Origin of the sequence: Mucilaginibacter gossypii, from assembly GCF_900100945.1 — a bacterium.
In the GTDB taxonomy this organism is placed as follows: Bacteria; Bacteroidota; Bacteroidia; order Sphingobacteriales; family Sphingobacteriaceae; genus Mucilaginibacter; species Mucilaginibacter gossypii.
Window position 1 is genome coordinate 517091 of the sequence record NZ_FNCG01000004.1, and the last position, 21912, is coordinate 539002.

The following is a 21912-nucleotide window of genomic DNA, read 5'->3' on the forward strand; positions in this document are numbered from 1 at the left end:
CAAGCCGATTTCAAAAGCGTATCAGGTAACGTAAATTGCAAGCAGGAGACGCAATTATGCGCCTCTACATTCAATAATTATCGTTTTTAGACAGCTTAACTACTTGATGATAGATAAACTATTTCTCATCAGTAAAATGAACTTTCCGTTTTTCCTGGGCGAACTTATCTGCATTATAGTTTTCAGATTGCCCCCTCGGGATAGATAATGAATGCCAGTTTTCATTGCACAACATCTTACCTAAAAAAACTATCTGGCCAACGTGGTAGGGGTAATGGGCCAGCTGCCGGTTAATGGCTTCCATAACTGTATGGCCCTGGTTGCGGATATAGACGATCTTACCGAGATCGTCGGCGGTTAGTTTATCAAGCGTATCAAAAAGGCATTGCCATCCCTGTTCCCAGGTTTCGGTAATTGTTTGGCGGGTGGGGGTAGAAGGGGTAAATTCAGCTTCCCGGTTACGGGTGGGTTTTTCGCCATCAGTAGTAAAAATATCAGTCCATCGGGAAATCATATTGCCTGACATGTGCTTCACGATCATGGCAATGCTGTTTGATTCGGGGTTGTATTGCCAATATAATTGTTCGTCGGTAAGCTGTTCAAACGTTTTTTCGCCGAGGGATTTGTAATAGGCAAACTGCTTTTTTACACTGGTTAGATAGTCGTTTTCCATAAGTTAAAGTTAAGAGGTGGTGGTTTAATAAACAACAAAAAAGGCATCCCTCGGGATACCTCAAATGTTTTTTTAAATAAATCTAACCTCTAATTTCCAACCACCAACCTCTATCTTTTCTTCAATTCCCTGATCTCGGTTTTTAACTCCTGTAATTGTTGCCTGGTTTGACGGTTTTCAAGGTAAAAATATATCGCGAAGCCTAAAAAGATCTTCCCTAACACAAACACAGCAGCAAAGACCCAGCGCCACGATTTATGCAGGCGCATATGGTTCGATTCCGATTCAATCGGGATGAATTGATCTTCGGGAGGTGTTTTTTTATGCTTATTACGGCCATCGTCTGAAGTGCGGAATTTAATTGGTTGTGCCGGATTTCCCTGGTGGATAAGGCCGTCTATCTCATCTTCTATCTTTTCCCACATATGCGGAGGCGGTGCAATAGCCATTTCACCTGCAAGCTTTTCCATGTCAGTTTCCAGTTGCTTCAGGGCTTCCTCCACTTCCGGATGCTTGGCCTTCATGTACATTAGCTCCCTTACTTCCTCGTCGGTAGCTGCGCCCATTACAAAAACTTCAAGAATGCCGCTGTCAATGTATTTTTTCATCGTTCCTCCCGTTCCTGATAATGGTAAAACATTCTTTTAATATTTTCCTTATTTCTTCCGCTGTTTTGTTCAGTTCTTTTGCAATATGCGATGTTGTTTTGCATTGATAATAAATATCGCAAAAAACCTGACGCTGTAATGGTGTCATCAGGCTAATAGGTTTATTATTTAAGAATGGCATACACTGTTCTGCTTTTTTGCCGGTATCATTATCTGGTGTTTCAAAAAAATCAGCCATTTTTTGGCGCGCCATTGTCTGCAGGCGGCAAAATACGTTCATATCTGTTTTTGAAAGCTCTTCTATTTCGTTAGGTACATCGTTAAAAACAGCAATAAGATACTGCTCAGCTACCAACTGGTTTTGCACCACCTCAAAAATATAGCCTAAAAGCGTTGCGGCATAGTTGTCATACAGGGTTCGTATAACCGCCGCCTTGCTCTGGCTGAGGGGGGCAGGCGTTTGTAACTGCGGCTTCAAATCAGGAGTCAATTAAAGAATAGTATAAGTTCAATATTTAATCAAATATATAAAAAAATTATATTTTAAGTTAATGAATGATTTGTGCGGGAGTGTGAAGAGTGATGGGGCCTTCGTGATTAAACTGGTGTATTATTTGTATTGTAAATATCATTGATGGTGACTATCGGGCTGCAACATGTTTCGCTGGTACTTGATTCGGAGCTGAGGTGAAAATAAAATTTAAAAAAAGGGAAAGACCTGCATTAACCGATTATATGACCGTAATTGAACATGATATGTGCAGAATCAGACACTTGGAGCGAATGTTTTTTTTTGCTTAAAATATTGGTTTTTAATTATTTAAAACAATGGCACGATATGCGTGTATACTAAAGTACAGGCTGAGATTTAACCTGGTTTAGTTGATCGATATCAATGAGATGTTGTCGAGATTGCGTTCCGGGGTGAGATACGGAACGCATTTTTTTGAGGGGTTATCAAACGAAAGTAATTGTAATTTCGAAACGAGGAACGGGTGAGAAATATTATACGCCTGATAAACCTCGCCGTTGTTGGTGTTGTCGCCAACAACTCCGCGCCGCTCAATTACTACGTGGATAGCAAATGGTGATTTCGTGATTATTAGAGATAAAACAGGCAAAAAAGTTGTTGGTGACAACACCAACAACGGCACGAGATTTCTCTTTTGCCCCGGTACCTACGCGCACCCCGGCCCTATCGAAACGACATTTTTTATAGAAGGTAATCTGCGAACAGTAGTCACTAAAAAAGGAAATAGAAATAAGTTTTTAAGTAATTACTATTTTCCTTTCAAACTATCAGCTTTTGCTTTTTCTTTCTTCTTGAAAAAACCTCTCAGGAAAAAGTTATGCTGAACGGCTTCCAGGTCATCATTTAATTTGATAGATGCTGCCTGCAGGTTATTAATGGCCGATTGTGTTTGTACTGCTGCTTTTTGATCGTTTAACAATACTCCCAGCGCATTATCTGTGCTATTAAGCTTATTGCTTGCTTTGGTAAGGTTGCTAGTAAGCGTTGAAGCATTTGCAGCGGTTTGCTGCAGTTGGCCTACCGCCTGTTTAATTTGGGCAAAGGTAGCTGTGTCCGTAAGCATTTTATCGGCAAGACCGCCTTTGGTATTAATTTTTTGGCTAAACTTATTAAGCTGTACAGCCATTAAAGCCGCGCTTTGGGTGGTGGCCTGCAGGTTACGCATAGCGCCACGTAGTTGTATGGCCATGGTACTGTCGGCCAATAAAGCGCCTACAGTGCCTTTGCCTTGCAATATGTTATGGCTTAGTGATTTAAAATCGTTGGTGATGGCTAACAGGTTTTGGTTATTGTCCTGCAGGGTTTTAAGCATATCATCGGTTGACAGCATTTTTTCTGATTGCAATACATCACCATCTTCAATTACCGGAGCCTGCGGGGTACCGCCTTCTATTACAATAAGCTTATTACCTATTAAACCATCTGATCCTATTTTGGCCTTTGCGTTACGACGGATATATTGCTGCGTAGCCTCGTCAACATTCATATAAACCTCAACCTCTGATGGGCCAATGAATTTGATAGCACTGATAGTGCCTACTTTAACGCCCGAAAACCAAATGGCGTTCCCTTTCTTTAAACCGGCAACGTCGGTAAATCTGGCGCTTAGTTTTATATTTTTAACAAAGGCTTTTTGCTGGCCGCCCAGTGTAAATACCCCTAATATGAACAATACGAGCCCAAGTGCCAGGAATATGCCTACTATGATCGATTTTCTGTTTTCTGCTGGATCCATGATAATGGTATATCTTATCTAATTGTTGTTATTCAATAAAGTTGTAATCGTAAAATGGTTTCACCCGGCTATCGGTGGTGTTAAACACCTCGTCGAAAGTGCCGGTGCGCTGAAACTGCCCGTCTAAGAGCATGGCTATCCTGTCGCCGGTTTGCTTGGCGCAGGTAAGGTCATGTGTTATGATGATGGATGATGTATTGTAACGCTGCTGCACCTCGTTAATCAGGTCATTGATTTCGATACAGGTGATGGGGTCAAGGCCGGCGGTGGGTTCATCATACAGCATAACCTCGGGGTTCAGGATCAGCGTGCGGGCAATGCCGATACGCTTACGCTGCCCGCCCGAAAGTTCGGATGGCATCTGGTTGATGGTTTGCGAAAGTCCAACCGCGTCAAGCACCGTTTCAACCGCGGTATTGATCTCCCCGCGGGTAAGGTTACGTTTGTTACGCACCAACGGGAATTCCAGGTTTTTACGCACGGTCATACTATCGTACAAAGCACTGTTCTGAAACGAAAAGCCGATACGGATGCGTAATTTCTGTAAGTCATCTTCGGTAATATGAGCGATATCCTGGCCAAATACTTTTACCATTCCCTCATCGGGTTTAAGCAGACCCGATATGATCTTAATCAGTACCGACTTACCTGTACCTGATCGGCCAAGCACCACAAGGTTTTCGCCCTGGTAAAGGTCAAGGTCGATACCGCGGAGTACGGCATAATCCTGGAACGCTTTTTTTAAGCCCCTGATGCTGATAACCGGGTTATTATGATCTGTCTGTACTGCTGCCTTTTTCATACTTCCATAAATTAGCGGAACCAGCCGGTTATTTGTACAATAATAACTTCTTCAATAAACACCAGGAACATGGCGGTAATTACCGCGCCGTTTGCTGCTTTACCTACGCCTTCGGTTCCTTTATTGGAGTTATAGCCCTGGTAGCAGCCCACAATGCCAATGGTAAAGCCAAATACAATTGATTTTATAAGCGATGCCACAAAATCGGTAAAGGTTAGCGGCTCAAAAACTTCCTGTATAAAAGTTGTCCAGGTGGTGCCTTCGTTCATGGTTACATTTAAATACCCACCAAATAAAGCCACAAAGCCTGTATAGGTTGATAAAATTGGAATAGTAAGCGTGGTAGCCAGTACGCGGGTACATACCAGGTATTTAAATGGTTTGGTGCCCGATACTTCCATCGCGTCTATCTGCTCGGTAACGCGCATGGACCCCAGCTCGGCGCCAATGCTTGAGCCTACTTTTCCTGACGCTATCAGCGCGGTAACTAATGGGGCAAGCGCACGCATAATGGCTATGGATACCAGCGAGGGCAACCACGATTCGGCGCCAAATTGTGATAACGATGGCCTTGATTGCTTGGTAAATATAACCCCCACAATAAAACCCGTAACCGATATCAGGGTAAATGAACGCACACCTACTTCATAACACTGGCGTATAACTTCCTTAAGTTCAAAAGGCGGTACAAAAGCTTCTTTAAAAAAGCGGATGATAAACTGGTTTATGCGATAAAGCGTTAAAAAAAAGTCGCTCAGGCTTTGTTTAAGCTTCACGAATCTTTTGTTTGTATGCCTGGTTATGCTTTGCGTATTGTCCATTAAAAATGTACTTGTATATGCGTATGGTAACTCTACAAAACCCGCAGGTGTTTGTTTGCTGTACCGTGTTTTATTTCACTAAGATACTTTGGGCAACTTTTTAAATCGTTTTAAAAAGAGTTTGTTTAATTGATAAAATGACATAAAAGTATTAGGTATCGATGCTTTATTTTGAGTGTTTACAGTAGTAATTTAAACGTTTTTGGTAATTTAAAACTAAATAATGAAAAAAAAGTATTACATCTTGCCCGTGCATTAAAAGTACATTTGATGCTAAATCAATTATAAAATGCTGTAGCAAAAGGCCGGCCAAAATCTCTGCCGGCAAATTATCAATACAGTATTAATGACAGATTAAATTACGGCTAAATAAACCTTTGACCGTTTGGGTTAAATGTTTAAACCAATTTGTCTGCAAACCTAAAAGTTAAAATTTATATAGCGCAGTACAGCCCCTAAAATATTAGTTAATGAAGTGTAAAATTTTGATAAGTTGCCTTATATTATACTGTATTGTCGGGCATTTTAAAACTCGCTGCCAAATTCATTTGAGTTTTCACGGCTTGATATTAACGGCAAATTATCAGATAGTGAGGTTAACTGTGATTTTGCCATACACTAACGTTAAACCATACAGGCACATTTTAATTGGTTACGGTGCTGTAAGGAGACATAATAGGCGATGAAGTAACGAAAATTAATAATTAATTGTTTAATTGACATTTTGAAAGTATAAAAGTGTTAAATTAGTATCATTAATTAGTAAACTTATTTTAGTGGGATTTTATGACTACAAGTAATGTAATGCGGGAGATAACTCCGCTAACGCCAAGTGATTGTTTTACTATTTTTTCGAGGGTAAAAAAGAAATTTGATTTTCCGCTTCATTATCATGACGAATACGAGCTTAATTTAATTATCAACGCCAAAGGGGCCAAAAGGGTAGTAGGTGGCCATATTGAGGTTATTGAAGAAGTAGAGCTGGCGCTGATAGGCCCAAACTTATACCATGCCTGGTTTACGCACCAATGTCAAAGCGAAGATATAACTGAAGTTACCATCCAGTTTCATAAGGATCTGTTTGATGAAAAGTTTCTGAAGCGAAATCAGTTAAGTTTTGTAAAAAGCATGCTCGAGCGCTCGCAAAGGGGGATTTCTTTCTCATCGGAAACCATTTACGCGCTTAAAGACAGGATTATGCAATTGGATAAAAAGAGCGGTTTTGACTCCGTATTAGAGCTTCTGTCCATTCTTCATGACCTGTCAATTTCCCGCAATATGAAAATGCTGTCGGATCCAAGCTTTACAAATGAGAAGTTTTACTACAATAGCCGCCGCATCGAAAAAGTGTTTGAGCACATGAATATTAACTATAACAAGCAAATCACCCTTGCCGAAGTAGCTAAAATTGCCAATATGCCCGAAGCTTCATTTAGCAGGTTTATCAAAAAGCGCACGGGCAAAACCTTTATTGACAGTTTGAACGAGATCAGGCTTGGGCATGCTTCCAGGATGCTTATTGACTCTACAACCACGGTAGCCGAAATTGCCTATAAATGCGGCTTTAACAATATCTCCAATTTTAACAGGATTTTTAAGCGTAAAAAAATGTGTATTCCCAAAGAATTCAGGGAAACCTATACCGGAAACCGCGTATTTATTTAACTGGTATTTATTTGGCTTTATGGCTGGTTAAAAATGTATCAGCCTATCGATAAAGTTAAATATAAGGTTAAAAAAGTATTATAAAGTTGCTGATAATAAATTCATTTTTGAGTAATGACCGTTAGGATCAGAATTTTCAGAATTTAAGAATTTTCAGAATGCTTGAACATCGCCCTATCAGCCTTTATGTACTGGATTATTTTAATTCTGTTAATTCAAAAATTCTGTAAATTCCGATTCAGACAAGATGAAGTTACACTTACTTGATGTTGCCATTATAGTTTTATACCTGCTGAGCACCATTTTTATTGGTTTATGGTACCGTAAAAAAGCTCGCGAAAATAAGGAAAGCTACATGCTGGGCGGCAAATCTTTACCCTGGTATAAACTGGGTTTAAGCGATGCCTCCGATATGTTCGACATCAGCGGCACCATGTGGATGGTAAGCCTGTGCTTTGTTTATGGCATGAAAAGCATCTGGATCCCCTGGCTATGGCCCGTATTTAACCAGGTGTTTTTGATGATGTACCTGTCGCGCTGGCTGCGCCGGTCAAACGCCGCTACCGGGGCCGAATGGCTGGCAACCCGTTTCGGTAAAACCGGGCCGGGAGTAACAGGTTCAAATGTGGTGGTTATCGCTTTCGCGCTTTTGAGCTGTTTTGGCTTCCTGGCTTATGGGTTTATTGGTTTGGGCAAGTTCATTGAAATATTTATTCCCTGGGACCTGGTTAAAGCTTACGTGCCCTTCCACGTGGCGCCTCAGTATGTACCGCATATGTACGGGATCATATTTACGCTATTCGCCATGTTTTATTCTATCATAGGCGGCATGCATAGTATTGTACTGGGCGATATGATCAAGTACGGCATTATGACGGTGGCCTGCGTGTGGATCAGTTTCATAGCTGCAGGCAAACTCAGCGGCAACCACCTCAATGTGCCCGATGGCTGGTATAGCCCTTTTTTTGGTAAAAATCTTGGCCTCAGCTGGACGGGGATCATCAACGAGGTAAATAACAAGATCAAAGAAGATGGCTATTCGCTGTTCGGCCTGTTTTTTATGATGATGACTTTTAAAGGCTTCTTCGCGGCAGTGGCCGGGCCCGCACCCAATTATGATATGCAAAAGATCCTCTCCACCCGCTCGCCCGAAGAGGCCAGCAAAATGAGCGGCTTTGTAAATATCATCCTGCTGCCTATCCGTTATTCGCTTATTGTGAGTTTAACTATCCTGGGCGTACTTTTTTATCACCAAATGGATTTGAAAGACGCCAAAGGGGCTATTGATTTTGAACGCATCCTGCCGGCCGTGATCAACAACTTTTTGCCCGTTGGTTTGGTTGGCTTGCTGCTGGCCGGCTTGCTTGGGGCTTTCATGAGCACCTTCAGCGGTACCATGAACGCGGCGCAGGCTTATATTGTGAATGATATCTACCTCAAATACATCAATCCAAGGGCATCTACCAAAAAAATCATCACCGCCAACTACATGGTGGGGGTTTTTGTGGTAGCGGTGGGCGTGATACTCGGCTTTTTTGTAAAGGATGTGAATAGTGTGCTGCAATGGATAGTATCGGCACTTTATGGCGGTTATATAGCCAGTAATGTACTTAAATGGCATTGGTGGCGCTTTAATGCCAACGGTTTTTTTTACGGCATGCTTTCGGGGATTTTGTCAGCCATGATATTCTCGCTTATTATCCCTTCGGTCCAACTGTTGTACTGGTTCCCGGTGCTGTTTGCCATCTCGCTGGGGGGCTCGGTTATCGGCTCGTACGCTACAGCGCCAACGGATATGACCGTGTTGCGGTCATTTTATACCACCGTAAGGCCATGGGGCTTTTGGGGGCCTATTAAGGCTTTGGTAATGGAGAAAGATCCATCATTTGTGCCCAACAAAAACTTTAAGCTAAACATGTTCAACGTGGTTATAGGCACTATTACACAATGCTGCCTTACCATACTGCCCATGTACCTGATACTGGCACAAAAAGCATCACTCATAGTTACCATAGCCATACTGGTGGTTACTATTACCATACTGAAAAAAACATGGTGGAATAAATTAAAGGACTATTGATAGAAAACTATATGACGCAGGAATTTAACCAAAGGCTCGTTCAACTACAGGCCGAACAAGCTCAATTGATTAACCGGCAAAACCAGGTTGAGGAAACAGGCAACGGTATTTTTTGCCGGTTTAAATATCCTGTGCTTACTGCCGCCCATACCCCGCTTGAGTGGCGGTATGATCTTGATGCTAAAACCAACCCTCATTTAATGGAACGTTTTGGTATTAACGCCGTTTTTAATGCCGGCGCTATAAAGTTTAACGGCAAATACCTGATGGTAGCAAGGGTTGAAGGCGCCGATCGGAAATCATTTTTCGCTGTGGCCGAAAGTGCTGATGGGATCAATGGTTTTAAATTTTGGGATTACCCGGTTGAACTGCCCCAAACCGATGAACCCGATACCAATGTGTACGATATGCGCCTTACCCAGCATGAAGATGGCTGGATCTATGGCCTGTTTTGTACCGAACGCCGTGACCCTGAAGCTCCGTCATATGATCAGTCGATGGCGATAGCGGCCTGCGGTATTGCGCGTACCAGGGACCTGGTAAAATGGGAGCGCCTGCCCGATCTGAAAACCAACTCGCCCCAGCAGCGCAACGTAGTATTACACCCCGAGTTTGTTGATGGTAAGTATGCCTTGTATACCCGTCCGCAGGATGGTTTTATCAGTGCAGGGACCGGCGGTGGAATAGGTTTTGGCTTGTGCGACACTATGGAGAACGCGGTTGTTGACCACGAAACTATCATCCACAATAAAAGCTACCATACCGTTTACGAAGCCAAGAATGGCCAGGGCCCGGCGCCAATCAAAACGGAAAAAGGCTGGCTGCACCTGGCGCATGGCGTACGCAATACAGCTGCTGGTTTACGTTATGTGTTGTACATGTTTATGACCGACCTTCATGACCTTACTAAAGTACTTTACCAACCAGCAGGTTATTTTTTGGCCCCGGTTGGTGAGGAGCGTATTGGCGATGTATCAAATGTAGTGTTCTGTAATGGCTGGATAGCCGATGATAACGGATCGGTTTATGTTTATTATGCGTCCTCAGATACCCGCATGCATGTAGCCACAACTACAATTGATAAACTGATAGACTATGCCATGAACACACCGGCCGATGGTTTGCGTTCGGCCTCATCGGTACAGGCAGTGTACAATATTATCGATAAAAATAAAGCTTTAGGCCAATTACAGGGAGCCGGCGCCTGAACAGAGATTTAAACATGCTTCAACTATCAAATACTGTTTCAAATCATCAGCTTGCTATCTTCAGCAATGAGCTAACAGGTGAGCTGAAAAATATCCTCAACTATTGGCTTAATTATACTGTAGATGAAGTAAACGGTGGTTTTTGGGGCAAGATTAACAATGATAACCAGGTTACTCCCGGTGCCCCCAAAGGTTCGGTCTTAAACGCGCGCATCCTGTGGAGTTTTTCTGCTGCTTATAATCAAAATCCTGATGAAGTTTATTTACAGGCAGCTAAGCGGGCCTATGATTATATCAAAGCTCATTTTGTTGATGATGAGTTTGGCGGCGTGTATTGGTCGGTTGATTACAAAGGCGATATGCCGGATACTAAAAAACAGGTATATGCCAATGCCTTTACCATTTACGCGCTGAGTGAATATTATATAGCTTCGAAATCGGAAAGGGTAAAGCAGGAAGCCATCGGCCTCTATCATCTTTTGATCAATAAAAGCTACGACAAGGATAAAACGGGTTATCTCGAAGCTTTCACGCGCGATTGGCAGCCGCTCGGCGATCTTAGGCTAAGCGCTAAGGATGCCAACGAGAAAAAGACCATGAACACCCATCTGCACGTACTGGAAGCTTATACCAACCTGTACCGCATCTGGCCCGATGGCGGACTTAAACAGCAGATTGAAACCCTGATCAATAATTTTTTTGATCATTTTATTGATGCTGGAACCAGGCACCTCGTGCTGTTTTTTGATGAGGATTGGAACCGCCGGTCAGAAACCATATCGTACGGGCACGATATTGAAGCCACCTGGCTTTTACTGGAGGCCGCCGAAGTTATTGGTAATCAGGAAATGATCGAGAAGGTCAGCAGCACTTGCATCGCGATAGCAGAAGCAACTATACAGGGTTTAGATGTTGATGGTGGCTTATGGTATGAATATGAACCGGCAAATGGTCGTCTCATCAAAGAAAAACACTGGTGGGTACAGGCCGAAGCTATGGTAGGTTTTTACAATGCCTGGCAGGTTAGCGGTAATGATAAATACTTTCATTTGGTCCTTAAAAACTGGGCTTTTATAAAAGATAAAATACTTGATAAACAAAACGGTGAATGGTTTTGGGGTATCAAAGCCGATGGCAGTATTATGCCCGGCGAGGACAAAGCAGGGCTTTGGAAATGCCCCTATCATAACAGCCGTGCATGTATTGAAATTATCAGGCGTATAGGCCCGATAAATTAGCCGTAAAGCAAGGCTTCAAATGGTTTAACTTAGCGGCAGTGATTATGATAAAATTTTTTAGAAGGATTGCTGTTTTATACCTGCTGATCCATAGTTCAACCGCTATGGCGCAGCTGTTTGAACCTGCCGATAAGCACGCCACAACCGAAACCCGGCAGCTTTTTTACAGTATGCAGCGGCTGCTTAACGTGGGGGTAATATTTGGCCACCATGATGACCTGGCCTATGGTGTGGGATGGCGTAATGAACCAGGCCGCTCAGATGTTAAGACTGTTACCGGATCATACCCGGCCCTGTGTGGTTGGGATTTGGCCAGGATTGAGCACGACAGCATTCACGATATTAACGGAATCGCCTTTGAACAGCAGAAGCAGTTTGTTAAGGATGTTTACGCGCGCGGCGGCATCAATACATTTTGCTGGCATATGGATAACCCGGCCAATGGCAAAACCGCCTGGGATACCACGCAGCATACCGTAAAAGATCTTATCCCCGGCGGCGCGTTTCATAATGTATATATTGAGTATCTTGATCGTGCGGCCAATTATTTAGCTGATATGAAAGGCCCGGAAGGCGAGGCTATCCCGATATTGTTCCGGCCATTTCATGAACTTACGGGCAATTGGTTTTGGTGGTGCAAAAACACCTGTACCCCCGATGAATTTAAAGCCCTGTGGCGTTTTACTATCGATTACCTGCGGGATAAAAAGAAGCTGCATAACTTGCTCATCGTATATTCGGCGGCTGATTTTGAATCGGAAGATGAGTTTTTGGAACGCTATCCCGGCGATGCTTACGCGGATTTTATAGGCTTTGATAATTATTGTACGCAAAGCGTTGAGCGTTTTCAAGCTAAGCTGGATCAACGCCTTGCCATTGTTGATGGCATCGCTGTAAAACACCATAAAATAGCATGCCTGCCCGAAACCGGCTATGAAGGTATCCCCATGCCCAACTGGTGGACGGATATATTACTGCAAGCCCTCGCTAAGCATAAAGTATCCTACGTAATGGCATGGCGCAACGGAAACGATCATCATTATTACGTTCCCTACCCCGGCCAAACCAGCGCCGGTGATTTTATAAAGTTTTATAATAGCCCGCAAACCATTTTCCAAAACCGCATAACACCACTGGGCATTTATGGTAAGCCAAATTGGAAGCAGTAGCCTTGCGGTTCATGGATGATAGTTCATGGTTCATAGAGGAGGTGGATAATACATTCATTTTGGCTTTATGCTTTAAGTCTTCGGCTTTTTGCTTAAAACAGCTACCCCCGATATCCCGGCCAGCAAGGACGCTAACAGGATCCCATACTTGGCCTGGTCAATCATTTCGACATGATCAAAGGCTAATGCCGATATAAAAAGGGACATGGTAAAACCTACGCCTGCAAGCAAAGCCACACCTGTCATTTGTTTCCAGGATGAGCCTGCGGGTAATTGTGCGCCAAATTTTACCATGAACCAGGTAAAGAGCAATACACCTGTAAACTTGCCGGCAAGCAGGCCTATAGCCACACCCATGCTAACAGGGTTGGCCAGTGACGAGAAAAAGTCATGGCTAACAATAATCCCGGCGTTGGCTAAAGCAAAAAGCGGCATGATGACGAAAGCTACCCAGGGATGCAGGGTGTGTTCAATTTTTTGCAGCGGTGTTTCGGCGTCAAGGCTCAGCTTTTTTATTTTATCAATAATGTGGTGCTGTCCGGGCGTTATAAGCGTGCTGTTGTTTGGTTGCTCGTTTTCAAAATCGGTAAGGTATTGCTTTACAGATTGGGTGTAACTGATCTCGCTGATGCGGGTACGGGCAGGAATAGTAAAAGCCACCAATACACCCGCAATAGTTGCGTGGACGCCCGAAAGTAAAAAAGCTATCCAAACAGCGAAGCCTATGATCAAATAAAAAGCAGTACTCCTGATCCCCATTTTATTGCCGATAAGCAGCAGCACCAGCAGCCAAACCCCAAAGGTAAGTGGTACAAGCGCTATGTGACTGCTGTAAAACAGGGCAATTACCAATACCGCGCCAAGGTCATCGGCAACGGCCAATGCTGATAGGAAAACTTTTACAGAGGATGGAATATGTTTGCCCGCCATAGATAGTAAAGCCAGTGCGAAGGCTATATCTGTAGCCATCGGAATTCCCCAGCCATGGGCCGATGGCTTACCTGTATTAAAAAGGAAAAAGATGAAAGCAGGCACCAGCATTCCGCCCAATGCGGCAAACATAGGGAGTGAAGCTTTTTTTACAGAGGATAGTTCGCCGGCCATAAACTCGCGTTTTAACTCGAGGCCTATCACAAAGAAAAATAAAGCCATAAGGCCGTCGTTGATCCAAAGGTGCAGCGGATGGTTTAAAACATATTTATCAAAACCGAGCGATAGTTTGAGGTCCCAAAGTTGGTGGTAACTGAGCTGAAAAGGCGAGTTTACCCATACGATAGCCACAATTACGCTGATAAAAAGCACTATGCCGCCGGTATGTTCCTGGTTTATGAATTTGCTTACCGGCTGCGTGATTTTATCAATAGGGTAGCTTTGTTTCATAGATGCCTAAAATAGGGATTAAGTTTGATTTTTTGGTGAGATGATCTGCCAATTACATCGGATTAAAACAAAACCCGGCCATAAAACATTTATCAATGAAACCGGATATTATGAATAACTATCAGCAAAAATGGATAAGTACATTGAAAAACGCTCATTTAAATGGTTGGGAGATCAAGCCGCAGGGGGATGATATTTTTGTGGAGATGCCGCATGTTACAGACCTTAAACTAATAAGGGATAACCTGCCCGAAACACTTGCGCTGATGGCCTTGGATATTAATTTACCGAAGGAAAGGCTGAAGTTTATTTTTCACAACGGGTACGAGCAGTTTGAATACCTGCTTAACCCTGCCGCTGCGGATTTGGAACAGGAGGACTAAAATCAACGGTTGTTGTATCGTTGGGTAATTCCTCTTTGGTATTATCCGAATCAATTTTGGCCATTGTTGATACCACTACTACCGAAATTCCCATACAGGCAATCAGGATAAAAGAGGCCCTGAGGGTAGCAATTCCTGCTATAAAACCGATAACCGGCGGACCGACTAAAAAGCCCATAAAACCAATAGTTGATACTGCAGCCAGTGCAACGCCCGGCGACATAGTTTTTGATTTGCCGGCAGCGCTGTATACCATAGGCACTACAGATGATACACCGGCACCAACCAGTAAAAAACCGGCCATGGCCGTATAAACATAAGGGAAAGCTACCGCTATTAGCAAACCTGTTGCGGTTAATGAGCCGCTAACTTGTAAGGTGCGTTTTAAGCCAAATTTGTGAGCAAACCAATCGGCCACAAAACGGCCGCCTGCCATGGTGAACATGAATGTAGTAAAGCCTATGCCAACCAACGCCTCGGGGGCCAGTACTACTTTTTTGAAGTAGATCACGCTCCAGTCGAACATAGCGCCTTCGCAAATCATGGAACAGAAGGCTATAATACCTAATTTGATGAGCGATTTATCGGGCATTACAAACACAGGCCCGGAGTCGGTTACTTGATCATCTTTCAGGTAACGGGCAGCTACGGCCACGCCAATCGCTATCACGATCAGCATTAACGAAAAATGATGAAAAGGGATAATGCCGTTGGCTATCATGAACGTACCTATACCTGCCCCGGTAAAACCGGCCAGGCTCCACAAGCCATGAAAAAATGCCATAATAGGCCTTTGATAAAGCTGCTCGGTAGCCACTGCCTGTGTGTTTACCGCAATGTTTACAGAATTGCTTGCAAAGCCGAAACAAAGCAGGCAGATGATAAGCTGAAAAGTATTTTGTGCGAGGCCTAAACTTACCAATGCAGCAGCGTAAACCAACAGCGCGGCGATAACGAGTTTTTTACTGCCTATTTTGGTGATGATCCAGCCCGAGAAAGGCAGGGAACACATGAGGCCAACCGGCAGGGCGAATAACACGGCACCCAAACCGGCGTCTGATAAACCTAAATTTTGCTGAACAGTAGCAATGCGTGATGCCCAGCTTGAGAAACTTAACCCCGCCATAAAAAACATAGCACCCACGGCAATGCGGAGCGTTAACTTGTTAATGGTATCTGTTTTTTGTGGGATATTGTTCATGTTTTAGTATTGCCATAGTGTCTAAATGACACTATGGTTAATTGCCACAAATATAAGGCAATTAATTGTACTTTTAATAAGCTAAATCGTTTTTTACTTTTACGTGAATTAAACACTATATAAACGGAAAAGCGCTCGCTTAGCCTGTAATTGACTGAAAGCGAACGCTTCTATAATCTTGCTTTATATTGTTAAGTTTTTACATTAAAGGAGCCAACAACGACATATGATATACCGGTATTCAGGTTTTTAAACTCGGCCCTGAAAGTACCTACTGCATTTCCTTTGCTTGCGCTTGAATGATTTAACGTTGTAAACTTAACTTTGCCACCGAAAAAAGTAGCATCTATATTTGCACCCAAATTAACATTCAAATCTATTAGATCATAGGTGCCTGCGACCACTGTATTGGCTCCTAACTGAAATATATCCGAACCATTACCATTGATGTACGAAATCATAGTAGTTCCGGTAGTAGATATCGGACTTTGATCTATAGATGTAAGCATAGGGCCGCTCTTTACAACCTTGGCACCTCCATCAACCTGGTAGGAGATGGTTCCTTGCGAAGTAGCCGGGTAATCAGAGCCGTCGTCAGCTGTGCCAGTTCCAGTTCCTGTACCTGTACCTGTTCCCGTGCCCGTCCCGGTTCCTGTACCCGTTCCAGTTCCAGTTCCGGTTCCCGTGCCCGTCCCGGTACCCGTTCCAGTGCCAGTGCCAGTGCCGGTACCCGTACCCGTACCCGTCCCGGTTCCTGTACCTGTGGTAGGGACAACGGCAATTGCTTTTGTTTCTTTATCCGGCCCGAGCGGTGGGTCAAGTTTGCAGCTACTTACCGAAGCTGCTATTAAAAGAAGGGTAATTACTTTACAGTAAATTTTTTTCATATATACAAAGAGTGATAGTTTATGGTTTTAACGGTTTAAATATAAGTATTTTAGCTCTTTGTACGTAGGAGAAAAACTATTTGATACAAATAATGTTAAGAAAAGTTTACAATTTTTTCAATTATTTACAGTCGCCATCGGGGCTGCATGATTCGCCTTCGATCGTATCAAATGCTGGTTTGGGGTTTTCTTCCTGCCAGCCGGTAAAGGCTTTTGCAAGGGTATCTTTAAATACGGCCACCTCCTGTGCCCCTGATACGGCATATTTGCGGTTCATTACAAAAAACGGAACACCACGCACTCCTAAATATTGAGCTTCGGCAATATCGTGTTTTACCTCGTCGGCGTAGGTGTCGCTTTCAAGCATTTGTTTAATTTCTTCAGCGTTCAGGCCAATCGCCGTACCCATTTCAATAAGAGTTTCGGTATCATCAATATTGCGGCCTTCGGTAAAATATGCCCTGAACAAAGCTTCTTCGGCAGCGTCTCCTAATCCATGCTTTTTGGCCAGATGAGCTAACCTGTGCGCATTAAAACTATTAGCCACAACCGATTTGCTGAAGTTATAAGTAAGGCCGGCCTGCGCTGCCATTTGGGTAACATGGTCGTTCATCTGTTCGGCATGGTCAAGCGTCCATCCTTTTATATCGGCCAGGTACTGGTTAATGCTGATATTGGGGTTGGTTTTAAGGTCGGGGTTTAGCTGAAAGCTTTTCCATTCTATCTCAATTTGTTCTTTGCCTTCAAAGCCGGCCAGTGCTTCCTCGAACCTGCGTTTGCCTATATAACAAAACGGGCACATCACATCCGACCATATTTCTACCTTCATCATTTCTATTTTAAATGTTTAAACAAATTTAAGGCCTGTAATTCTTATCCCCGTAAAGGCAAAGTAAAATTTAACAGGCTTTGTTAGATGCCAGAGTGATTTTTGAACTACTTTTATTGCTTTAAAAACACGTTCCCCTCATGAAGAATTTATGCCTGAGATGCTTTTTGCTCTTAATGATCTTTACAAGCCTTAAAACATCGGCACAACAAAAAACAACTGATAAAAATTTATTCAGCGCAGGTTACGCGGCAGGCTTTATTGGCGGCTTGTATGATTCCTATTATCCGTATAAACAATTAAAACAACATGGCGATTTTGGTTTGGGCGCCCCGGGCAAGCTTGATGGTGAGCTCATGGTGTTTAACGGCAAACTTTATCAAACTCAGTCAACGGGTAAAACAACCCAACTTGCCGATACCGGCAAAACCCCTTATGCTGTGGTTTGCTTTTTTCATGCCGAAAAAACATATAAGTGTAATAAGCCTTTATCCAAGTCGGCACTGTTTAGCTACCTTGACAGTATCTTAACCAACCAGAACGGGATCTACGCTATCCACATCAAAGGAAATTTTAGTATGGTTAAAACAAGGGCTTTCCCGCCGGTTGATAAACCTTATTTGCCCTTGGCGGCGATGCTTGACAGGCAACATTTTTTTGATTTTAAGAACATCAAAGGCGATCTTATGGGTTTTAAGATCCCTGCACTGATGGAAGGAGCGCATATCAGCGGCTACCATTTTCATTTTTTATCTGATGATAAAACCGGTGGCGGCCATATTATTGATTTGCTTGCAGATGATATCACCATTGAAGTTGAAACGTTAACAAGCTATACCATTGACCTGCCGCAAACGCCGGAATTTAACAGCTTTGACTTTAAGAAAGACCGCAAGGAAGAGATTAAAAGCGTGGAGAATGGAAAAAAGCAATAATGACTGATCGTTTTTATTTGGACGATAATTTTTTGTAATATGTAAATTTTTATAAATTAGGAAATTATAAACCAATTATAAACTTATTGAGGTAACAGCCCAATGCTGAGGATTTATTGAATAAGCATGAGATGGAACAGTGCTAAAATATTCTGGATAGGTATCATTTTACTTGTGGTACCCGGCCTTGTTCATGCTTACCTGCTCATGCCATTTCCCGGCAGCCAGGATCTGAATGCCATAACCCTGTGTTATTATCTCGAAAAGGTGATCATGCCGCTGCGCTTGATTGGCTTGCTATTCGTTGTTTGGTACCTGTTTAAATTCTACGCTAAAAATACCTTTAAACAAAAGGCTGTTAAAGCCGCTGTTTTTGTGCTTTGCATAGGCAGCTTTTACATAACCGATTATATGTATAAGGCAGAAACCATGTTTAAAGAAACCACAAAAGCTGTTTTTGCCAATGGATTAAAAAACAGGGTGCCGTTAAGCTACCTGGTAGTGGGTGTTGTAAACAACGGTGTAGCCAAAGCTTATCCGCTCATCTACCTGGGCTATCATCATAAACTGCAGGACGATGTAGGCAATAAACCCGTTTTGGTTACCTATTGCACCATGTGCCGTACAGGCAGGGTTTACAGTCCGGTTATAAACGGTGTAAGGCAAAACTTCAGGTTGGTGGGGGCAAGGCACTACAATGCTATAATTGAAGATGAAAACACTAAAACCTGGTGGTACCAGGCTACCGGTAACGCGGCTGTTGGGGAGCTGAAAGGAAAGCAATTAACCGAGCTGCCTTATGAACAATTAACCCTCGCGGCCTGGTTACAGAAACATCCCGAAACGCTCATTTTACAACCCGACAGGCTATACACCGCAGATTATGCCGACCTGAAAAACTACGACCGTGTGCAAGCTATCGACCGTGACAGCACTATAAAAAACAAAGATTCCCTGATGCGTAAAAGCTGGGTAATTGGTGTGATCATAAACGGCAAAGCCAAAGCTTACGACTGGCGCCACATGTACGCCAAACGCCTGCTGAATGATGAGTTGAACAAAAGTTCACTGCTTATTGGCATTGAAAAGGACAGCCTCAGCTATCATGCCTGGAATACATCAGTAAGCGGTAAAACCCTTCACTTTAAACTGGATGATAAAGGCATGCTCACCGACGAAGAAACCGCTTCGGTTTGGGATTGGGACGGCCTGTGCTTAACCGGTACACAAAAAGGGCAGCGCCTTGCTAAAATTCAGGCCTACCAGGAATACTGGCACTCATGGAAACATTTTCATCCCGGTACCGTGTTTTGGAAAGGCGATGAATCGCTGGAGCAAACGGCATCCATTTACCCGCCTTTTTAACAAGCGGCTTTAATTAAATAGCGGTTGCTATTTTGCTGATGTCATCGTCATTAAGCAGAGCGTCTTCAGAAATGTTGGGGTAATACTTATTCAGGATCTTTTGAATAAGCTGGTAGCTTTCGATGGATTGAATGGGAGCGGAAGCCAGTTCAGTGATGGTTGAACCAATGAGCTTAAGTTTTTTTGCCTCGTACTGGTTGATTACAAAGTCAGAAGTTTTTTTCTTACGGCTTTGTTGTATGAGATCATCAAGTTTCTTGATCTCTTCAACCAGGTCAATCATTTTTAATACTTCCACCTTTTTCATCAGCGCCAAAATTAGTGATTTATTTGTAACAGGGGGTATAACGGGATATAAGTTGTATTGTTTGTAAGTATGAGACGGGTGGAAGCTGTAATTGTTACGGATAGAAATTGCACACCTTTTCAACGTGTGCAAGCTGAAAAAATTAAAAATATGTCATTGCGAGTGTTTAAATCCGGAGGCCTCTGAAAGTGAAATGACAAAAGAGAGCCTGTCAGTCTGAGCCTGTCGAAGACTCGCGCGCAGAGGCCTACCCACCATGCTTCGACAGGCTACCCATGACACCGTTTTAAGTTGTCATGGGTAGCGAAGCGTGGCAATCTCGTAGCTAATGCATAGCCGCCCTGTATAGCTAAAAGATTGCCGCGTCGCCTCATTGCATTGGCTTATGCTACTCCTCGCAATGACATTTTTTCTTTTACTATTTCTTATCCTCCGTTGTATCCCTTTCAACCAGGGCCATGCCGCATTTAGGGCAGGTGCCGGGTTTATCAAACGTAAGATCGGGGTGCATGGTGCAGGTGTATTTTCCTTTTTTCTTTACTGTTGAGGTGGTGTCGGTTTTGCCGGTGCTTTTAACCGCACTGTTGCAGGCGCCAAGGGCAAGGCCGGCTAAGGCTAAAATGATAAAGCTTTTTTTCATTGATTATTTGTTTTTGATGAATGAGGCCAACCCGAACAACGATACTACCAGCACACCTAAAGAGGCCAGTATACTCACTATGTCGCGAATATCCTTACCCGCCCAGGTCATGCCGAAATATTTGTGTAAAAATATAAAAGAAAGCCCTTCGGCCCTGTCAATTCCTGCAACTTTTGTAGCCAGTTTTGATGAGGTAGTTTCAATATACCAATTGCTGCCGTCGGCATAACTTACCCTTTCAACCGGCAGGCGTTTGTTGATGAAACCATACTCGTTATCAAACTGCTTTACCTGGTTAACTTTTACCCTGCCATAAAATTTATCAGCATCAAGGCTGGTATGGTAGTAGGTGCTTAAAAAACGGGCATAATCCTCATCTCCATTAATTTGTTCTATGCCGGTTAAGGTGTTAAAGTAGGAGATCTGCTTTTTATTATCAGTTACCTGGTAATAGCTGTTGCCACCAAAGTTAACCACGGCTATCCTCTTGATGATACTATCGGCAACAGGAAGCTGAAGGTTGGAGATAGCCAGCTGTTTCCTGTCGATCACTTGTCCATAGTCGGCTTTAGGCGTTTCGGTATTATGCAGCTTTACCGCAAGGTGGAATGCCCCGCTGGTCACAAAAGTAAACATCACAAAGGAAACGATAAGGCCTATCTGCCGGTGATAACGATGAACGATGCGCTTGTCCTCACCGCCATTTTCTTTTCGCTTTTGAGTTACGGATTTAAACTTTTTCCACATTAAACCATAAACAGTTAAGCCGCTGATGAGGGCGAACAGCATTACCACCATGATGATGAGTAATACTACATTTCGGAAAATATCGCCGCCGATATCAGCCAAAAACTGCCAGGTATGGAATTGTTCAAACAGCCAAAGGAAAGCCTTGCGGGTATTATTGTTAAATGTACCCATGCGGCTCTGACTGGTTTCGATATAAATGTCCATGCCATCGGGACGGTCAAAGCTAATCTTCCAAACAGGCAAAAGGTGATTGATGGGCTGGTATTGCCCATCAAATGTTGTTTGCAGAGCGATCTTTTTAATGTTAGATGTTGAGTCCTGCGTAAAATAGCGGGCAAGATAAGTGGCATATAGCTTATCCCCATCTTTTAACAATACCCCGTCATTGGCCGAGTAGTAATTGTACACACTATCTTTATCCAGCACCTGGTAATAGGTGTTGTGATTAAAGTTAATCAGTCCGAAGTTTCGGATAACGGAGATATTATTTTTATCCAATACCTGCTGAATGCTGAGTACCGGTTTCATCTGGCTTTGAGGCAATGGTTTGAACACTTCCTCCGCAATTGAAGGCCTGAACCAGTTTGACATGAATGGGTGTGAAAGACCGCTCAGTGTCCAGAAGATCACCGGGATGAGGGCTGTTAAGCCCAGCACCCGGTGCCATTTATAAAAGTTGCTTTTTACTGTTGCTGATGCCATTG

The 21912-nt window shown here is 43.2% G+C and carries 21 protein-coding genes; 8 read left to right on the forward strand and 13 right to left on the reverse strand.

Annotated elements, in window-relative coordinates:
• Positions 1–118 precede the first annotated feature (118 nt).
• The 6 genes from BLS28_RS11325 to BLS28_RS11350 all read right to left on the reverse strand — a co-directional run bounded on the left by BLS28_RS11325 (position 119) and on the right by BLS28_RS11350 (position 5171).
• Positions 119–673: a DUF1572 domain-containing protein gene (locus tag BLS28_RS11325; RefSeq protein ID WP_091166776.1), complete on the reverse strand. Its 555-nt coding sequence runs from the start codon at positions 671–673 to the stop codon at positions 119–121.
• 110 nt (positions 674–783) lie between these two features.
• Entirely contained in the window at positions 784–1281 is a 498-nt protein-coding gene (locus BLS28_RS11330) for a hypothetical protein (RefSeq protein WP_091166777.1), read from the reverse strand.
• Entirely contained in the window at positions 1265–1648 is a 384-nt protein-coding gene (locus BLS28_RS11335) for a sigma factor-like helix-turn-helix DNA-binding protein (protein ID WP_143020736.1), read from the reverse strand. The genes BLS28_RS11330 and BLS28_RS11335 overlap by 17 nt, the downstream gene beginning before the upstream one ends.
• Positions 1649–2561: 913 nt before the next feature.
• On the reverse strand, positions 2562–3548 hold the full coding sequence (locus tag BLS28_RS11340; RefSeq protein WP_091166782.1) for an MlaD family protein: 987 nt from the start codon (positions 3546–3548) through the stop codon (positions 2562–2564).
• 28 nt (positions 3549–3576) lie between these two features.
• On the reverse strand, positions 3577–4350 hold the full coding sequence (locus tag BLS28_RS11345; RefSeq protein ID WP_091166784.1) for an ABC transporter ATP-binding protein: 774 nt from the start codon (positions 4348–4350) through the stop codon (positions 3577–3579).
• Positions 4351–4361: 11 nt separating this feature from the next.
• Positions 4362–5171: an MlaE family ABC transporter permease gene (locus BLS28_RS11350; protein WP_091166786.1), complete on the reverse strand. Its 810-nt coding sequence runs from the start codon at positions 5169–5171 to the stop codon at positions 4362–4364.
• 786 nt (positions 5172–5957) lie between these two features.
• On the opposite strand from BLS28_RS11350, the gene BLS28_RS11355 reads away from it, so the two are divergent.
• The 5 genes from BLS28_RS11355 (at position 5958) to BLS28_RS11375 (ending at position 12531) form a co-directional block, all read left to right on the forward strand.
• Complete coding sequence (locus tag BLS28_RS11355) at positions 5958–6836, forward strand: AraC family transcriptional regulator (RefSeq protein WP_090528369.1); 879 nt, start codon at positions 5958–5960, stop codon at positions 6834–6836.
• A 247-nt stretch (positions 6837–7083) separates the two neighbouring features.
• The gene (locus tag BLS28_RS11360; protein ID WP_091166788.1) at positions 7084–8916 is read left to right on the forward strand and encodes a sodium:solute symporter family protein; all 1833 of its coding nucleotides are present in this window, start codon (positions 7084–7086) and stop codon (positions 8914–8916) included.
• Between the two features lie 11 nt (positions 8917–8927).
• A complete protein-coding gene (locus BLS28_RS11365; RefSeq protein ID WP_091166790.1) occupies positions 8928–10124 on the forward strand; it encodes a glycoside hydrolase family 130 protein in 1197 nt (398 codons plus the stop codon).
• A 14-nt stretch (positions 10125–10138) separates the two neighbouring features.
• Positions 10139–11362 (forward strand): AGE family epimerase/isomerase, encoded by a 1224-nt coding sequence (locus BLS28_RS11370; RefSeq protein WP_091166792.1) that lies wholly within the window; start codon positions 10139–10141, stop codon positions 11360–11362.
• Between the two features lie 44 nt (positions 11363–11406).
• Positions 11407–12531, forward strand: coding sequence for a glycoside hydrolase family 26 protein (locus BLS28_RS11375; RefSeq protein WP_091166793.1), 1125 nt, complete (start codon positions 11407–11409; stop codon positions 12529–12531).
• Positions 12532–12603: 72 nt separating this feature from the next.
• Here BLS28_RS11375 and nhaA read toward each other — a convergent pair whose 3' ends face one another.
• A complete protein-coding gene (gene nhaA / locus BLS28_RS11380) occupies positions 12604–13911 on the reverse strand; it encodes a Na+/H+ antiporter NhaA (RefSeq protein WP_091166796.1) in 1308 nt (435 codons plus the stop codon).
• A 95-nt stretch (positions 13912–14006) separates the two neighbouring features.
• Here nhaA and BLS28_RS11385 point away from each other — a divergent pair, with 95 nt between their 5' ends.
• Positions 14007–14294 (forward strand): hypothetical protein, encoded by a 288-nt coding sequence (locus tag BLS28_RS11385; RefSeq protein WP_091166797.1) that lies wholly within the window; start codon positions 14007–14009, stop codon positions 14292–14294.
• On the opposite strand, the gene BLS28_RS11390 is transcribed toward BLS28_RS11385, so the two are convergent.
• The 3 genes from BLS28_RS11390 to BLS28_RS11400 all read right to left on the reverse strand — a co-directional run bounded on the left by BLS28_RS11390 (position 14257) and on the right by BLS28_RS11400 (position 17214).
• Positions 14257–15495 (reverse strand): MFS transporter, encoded by a 1239-nt coding sequence (locus BLS28_RS11390; RefSeq protein WP_129571424.1) that lies wholly within the window; start codon positions 15493–15495, stop codon positions 14257–14259. The two genes, BLS28_RS11385 and BLS28_RS11390, sit on opposite strands and share 38 nt — an antisense overlap.
• 191 nt (positions 15496–15686) lie before the next feature.
• Complete coding sequence (locus tag BLS28_RS11395) at positions 15687–16382, reverse strand: hypothetical protein (RefSeq protein ID WP_091166800.1); 696 nt, start codon at positions 16380–16382, stop codon at positions 15687–15689.
• Positions 16383–16503: 121 nt separating this feature from the next.
• On the reverse strand, positions 16504–17214 hold the full coding sequence (locus BLS28_RS11400; protein ID WP_223266280.1) for a DsbA family oxidoreductase: 711 nt from the start codon (positions 17212–17214) through the stop codon (positions 16504–16506).
• A 137-nt stretch (positions 17215–17351) separates the two neighbouring features.
• Between BLS28_RS11400 and budA the strand changes: the two genes are divergently transcribed.
• Positions 17352–18146: an acetolactate decarboxylase gene (gene budA, locus BLS28_RS11405; RefSeq protein ID WP_091166804.1), complete on the forward strand. Its 795-nt coding sequence runs from the start codon at positions 17352–17354 to the stop codon at positions 18144–18146.
• Positions 18147–18272: 126 nt separating this feature from the next.
• Positions 18273–19511 carry a DUF3179 domain-containing (seleno)protein gene (locus BLS28_RS11410; protein ID WP_090528340.1) on the forward strand — a complete coding sequence of 413 codons (1239 nt, stop codon included), beginning with the start codon at positions 18273–18275 and terminating at the stop codon, positions 19509–19511.
• 13 nt (positions 19512–19524) lie between these two features.
• On the opposite strand, the gene BLS28_RS11415 is transcribed toward BLS28_RS11410, so the two are convergent.
• From BLS28_RS11415 to BLS28_RS11425, 3 genes are all read right to left on the reverse strand, one after another.
• Positions 19525–19818: a hypothetical protein gene (locus BLS28_RS11415; RefSeq protein ID WP_091166807.1), complete on the reverse strand. Its 294-nt coding sequence runs from the start codon at positions 19816–19818 to the stop codon at positions 19525–19527.
• A 418-nt stretch (positions 19819–20236) separates the two neighbouring features.
• Positions 20237–20458 carry a heavy metal-binding domain-containing protein gene (locus tag BLS28_RS11420; protein ID WP_091166809.1) on the reverse strand — a complete coding sequence of 74 codons (222 nt, stop codon included), beginning with the start codon at positions 20456–20458 and terminating at the stop codon, positions 20237–20239.
• Between the two features lie 3 nt (positions 20459–20461).
• Positions 20462–21910 (reverse strand): PepSY domain-containing protein, encoded by a 1449-nt coding sequence (locus tag BLS28_RS11425; RefSeq protein ID WP_091166811.1) that lies wholly within the window; start codon positions 21908–21910, stop codon positions 20462–20464.
• Between the last annotated feature and the right edge of the window lie 2 nt (positions 21911–21912).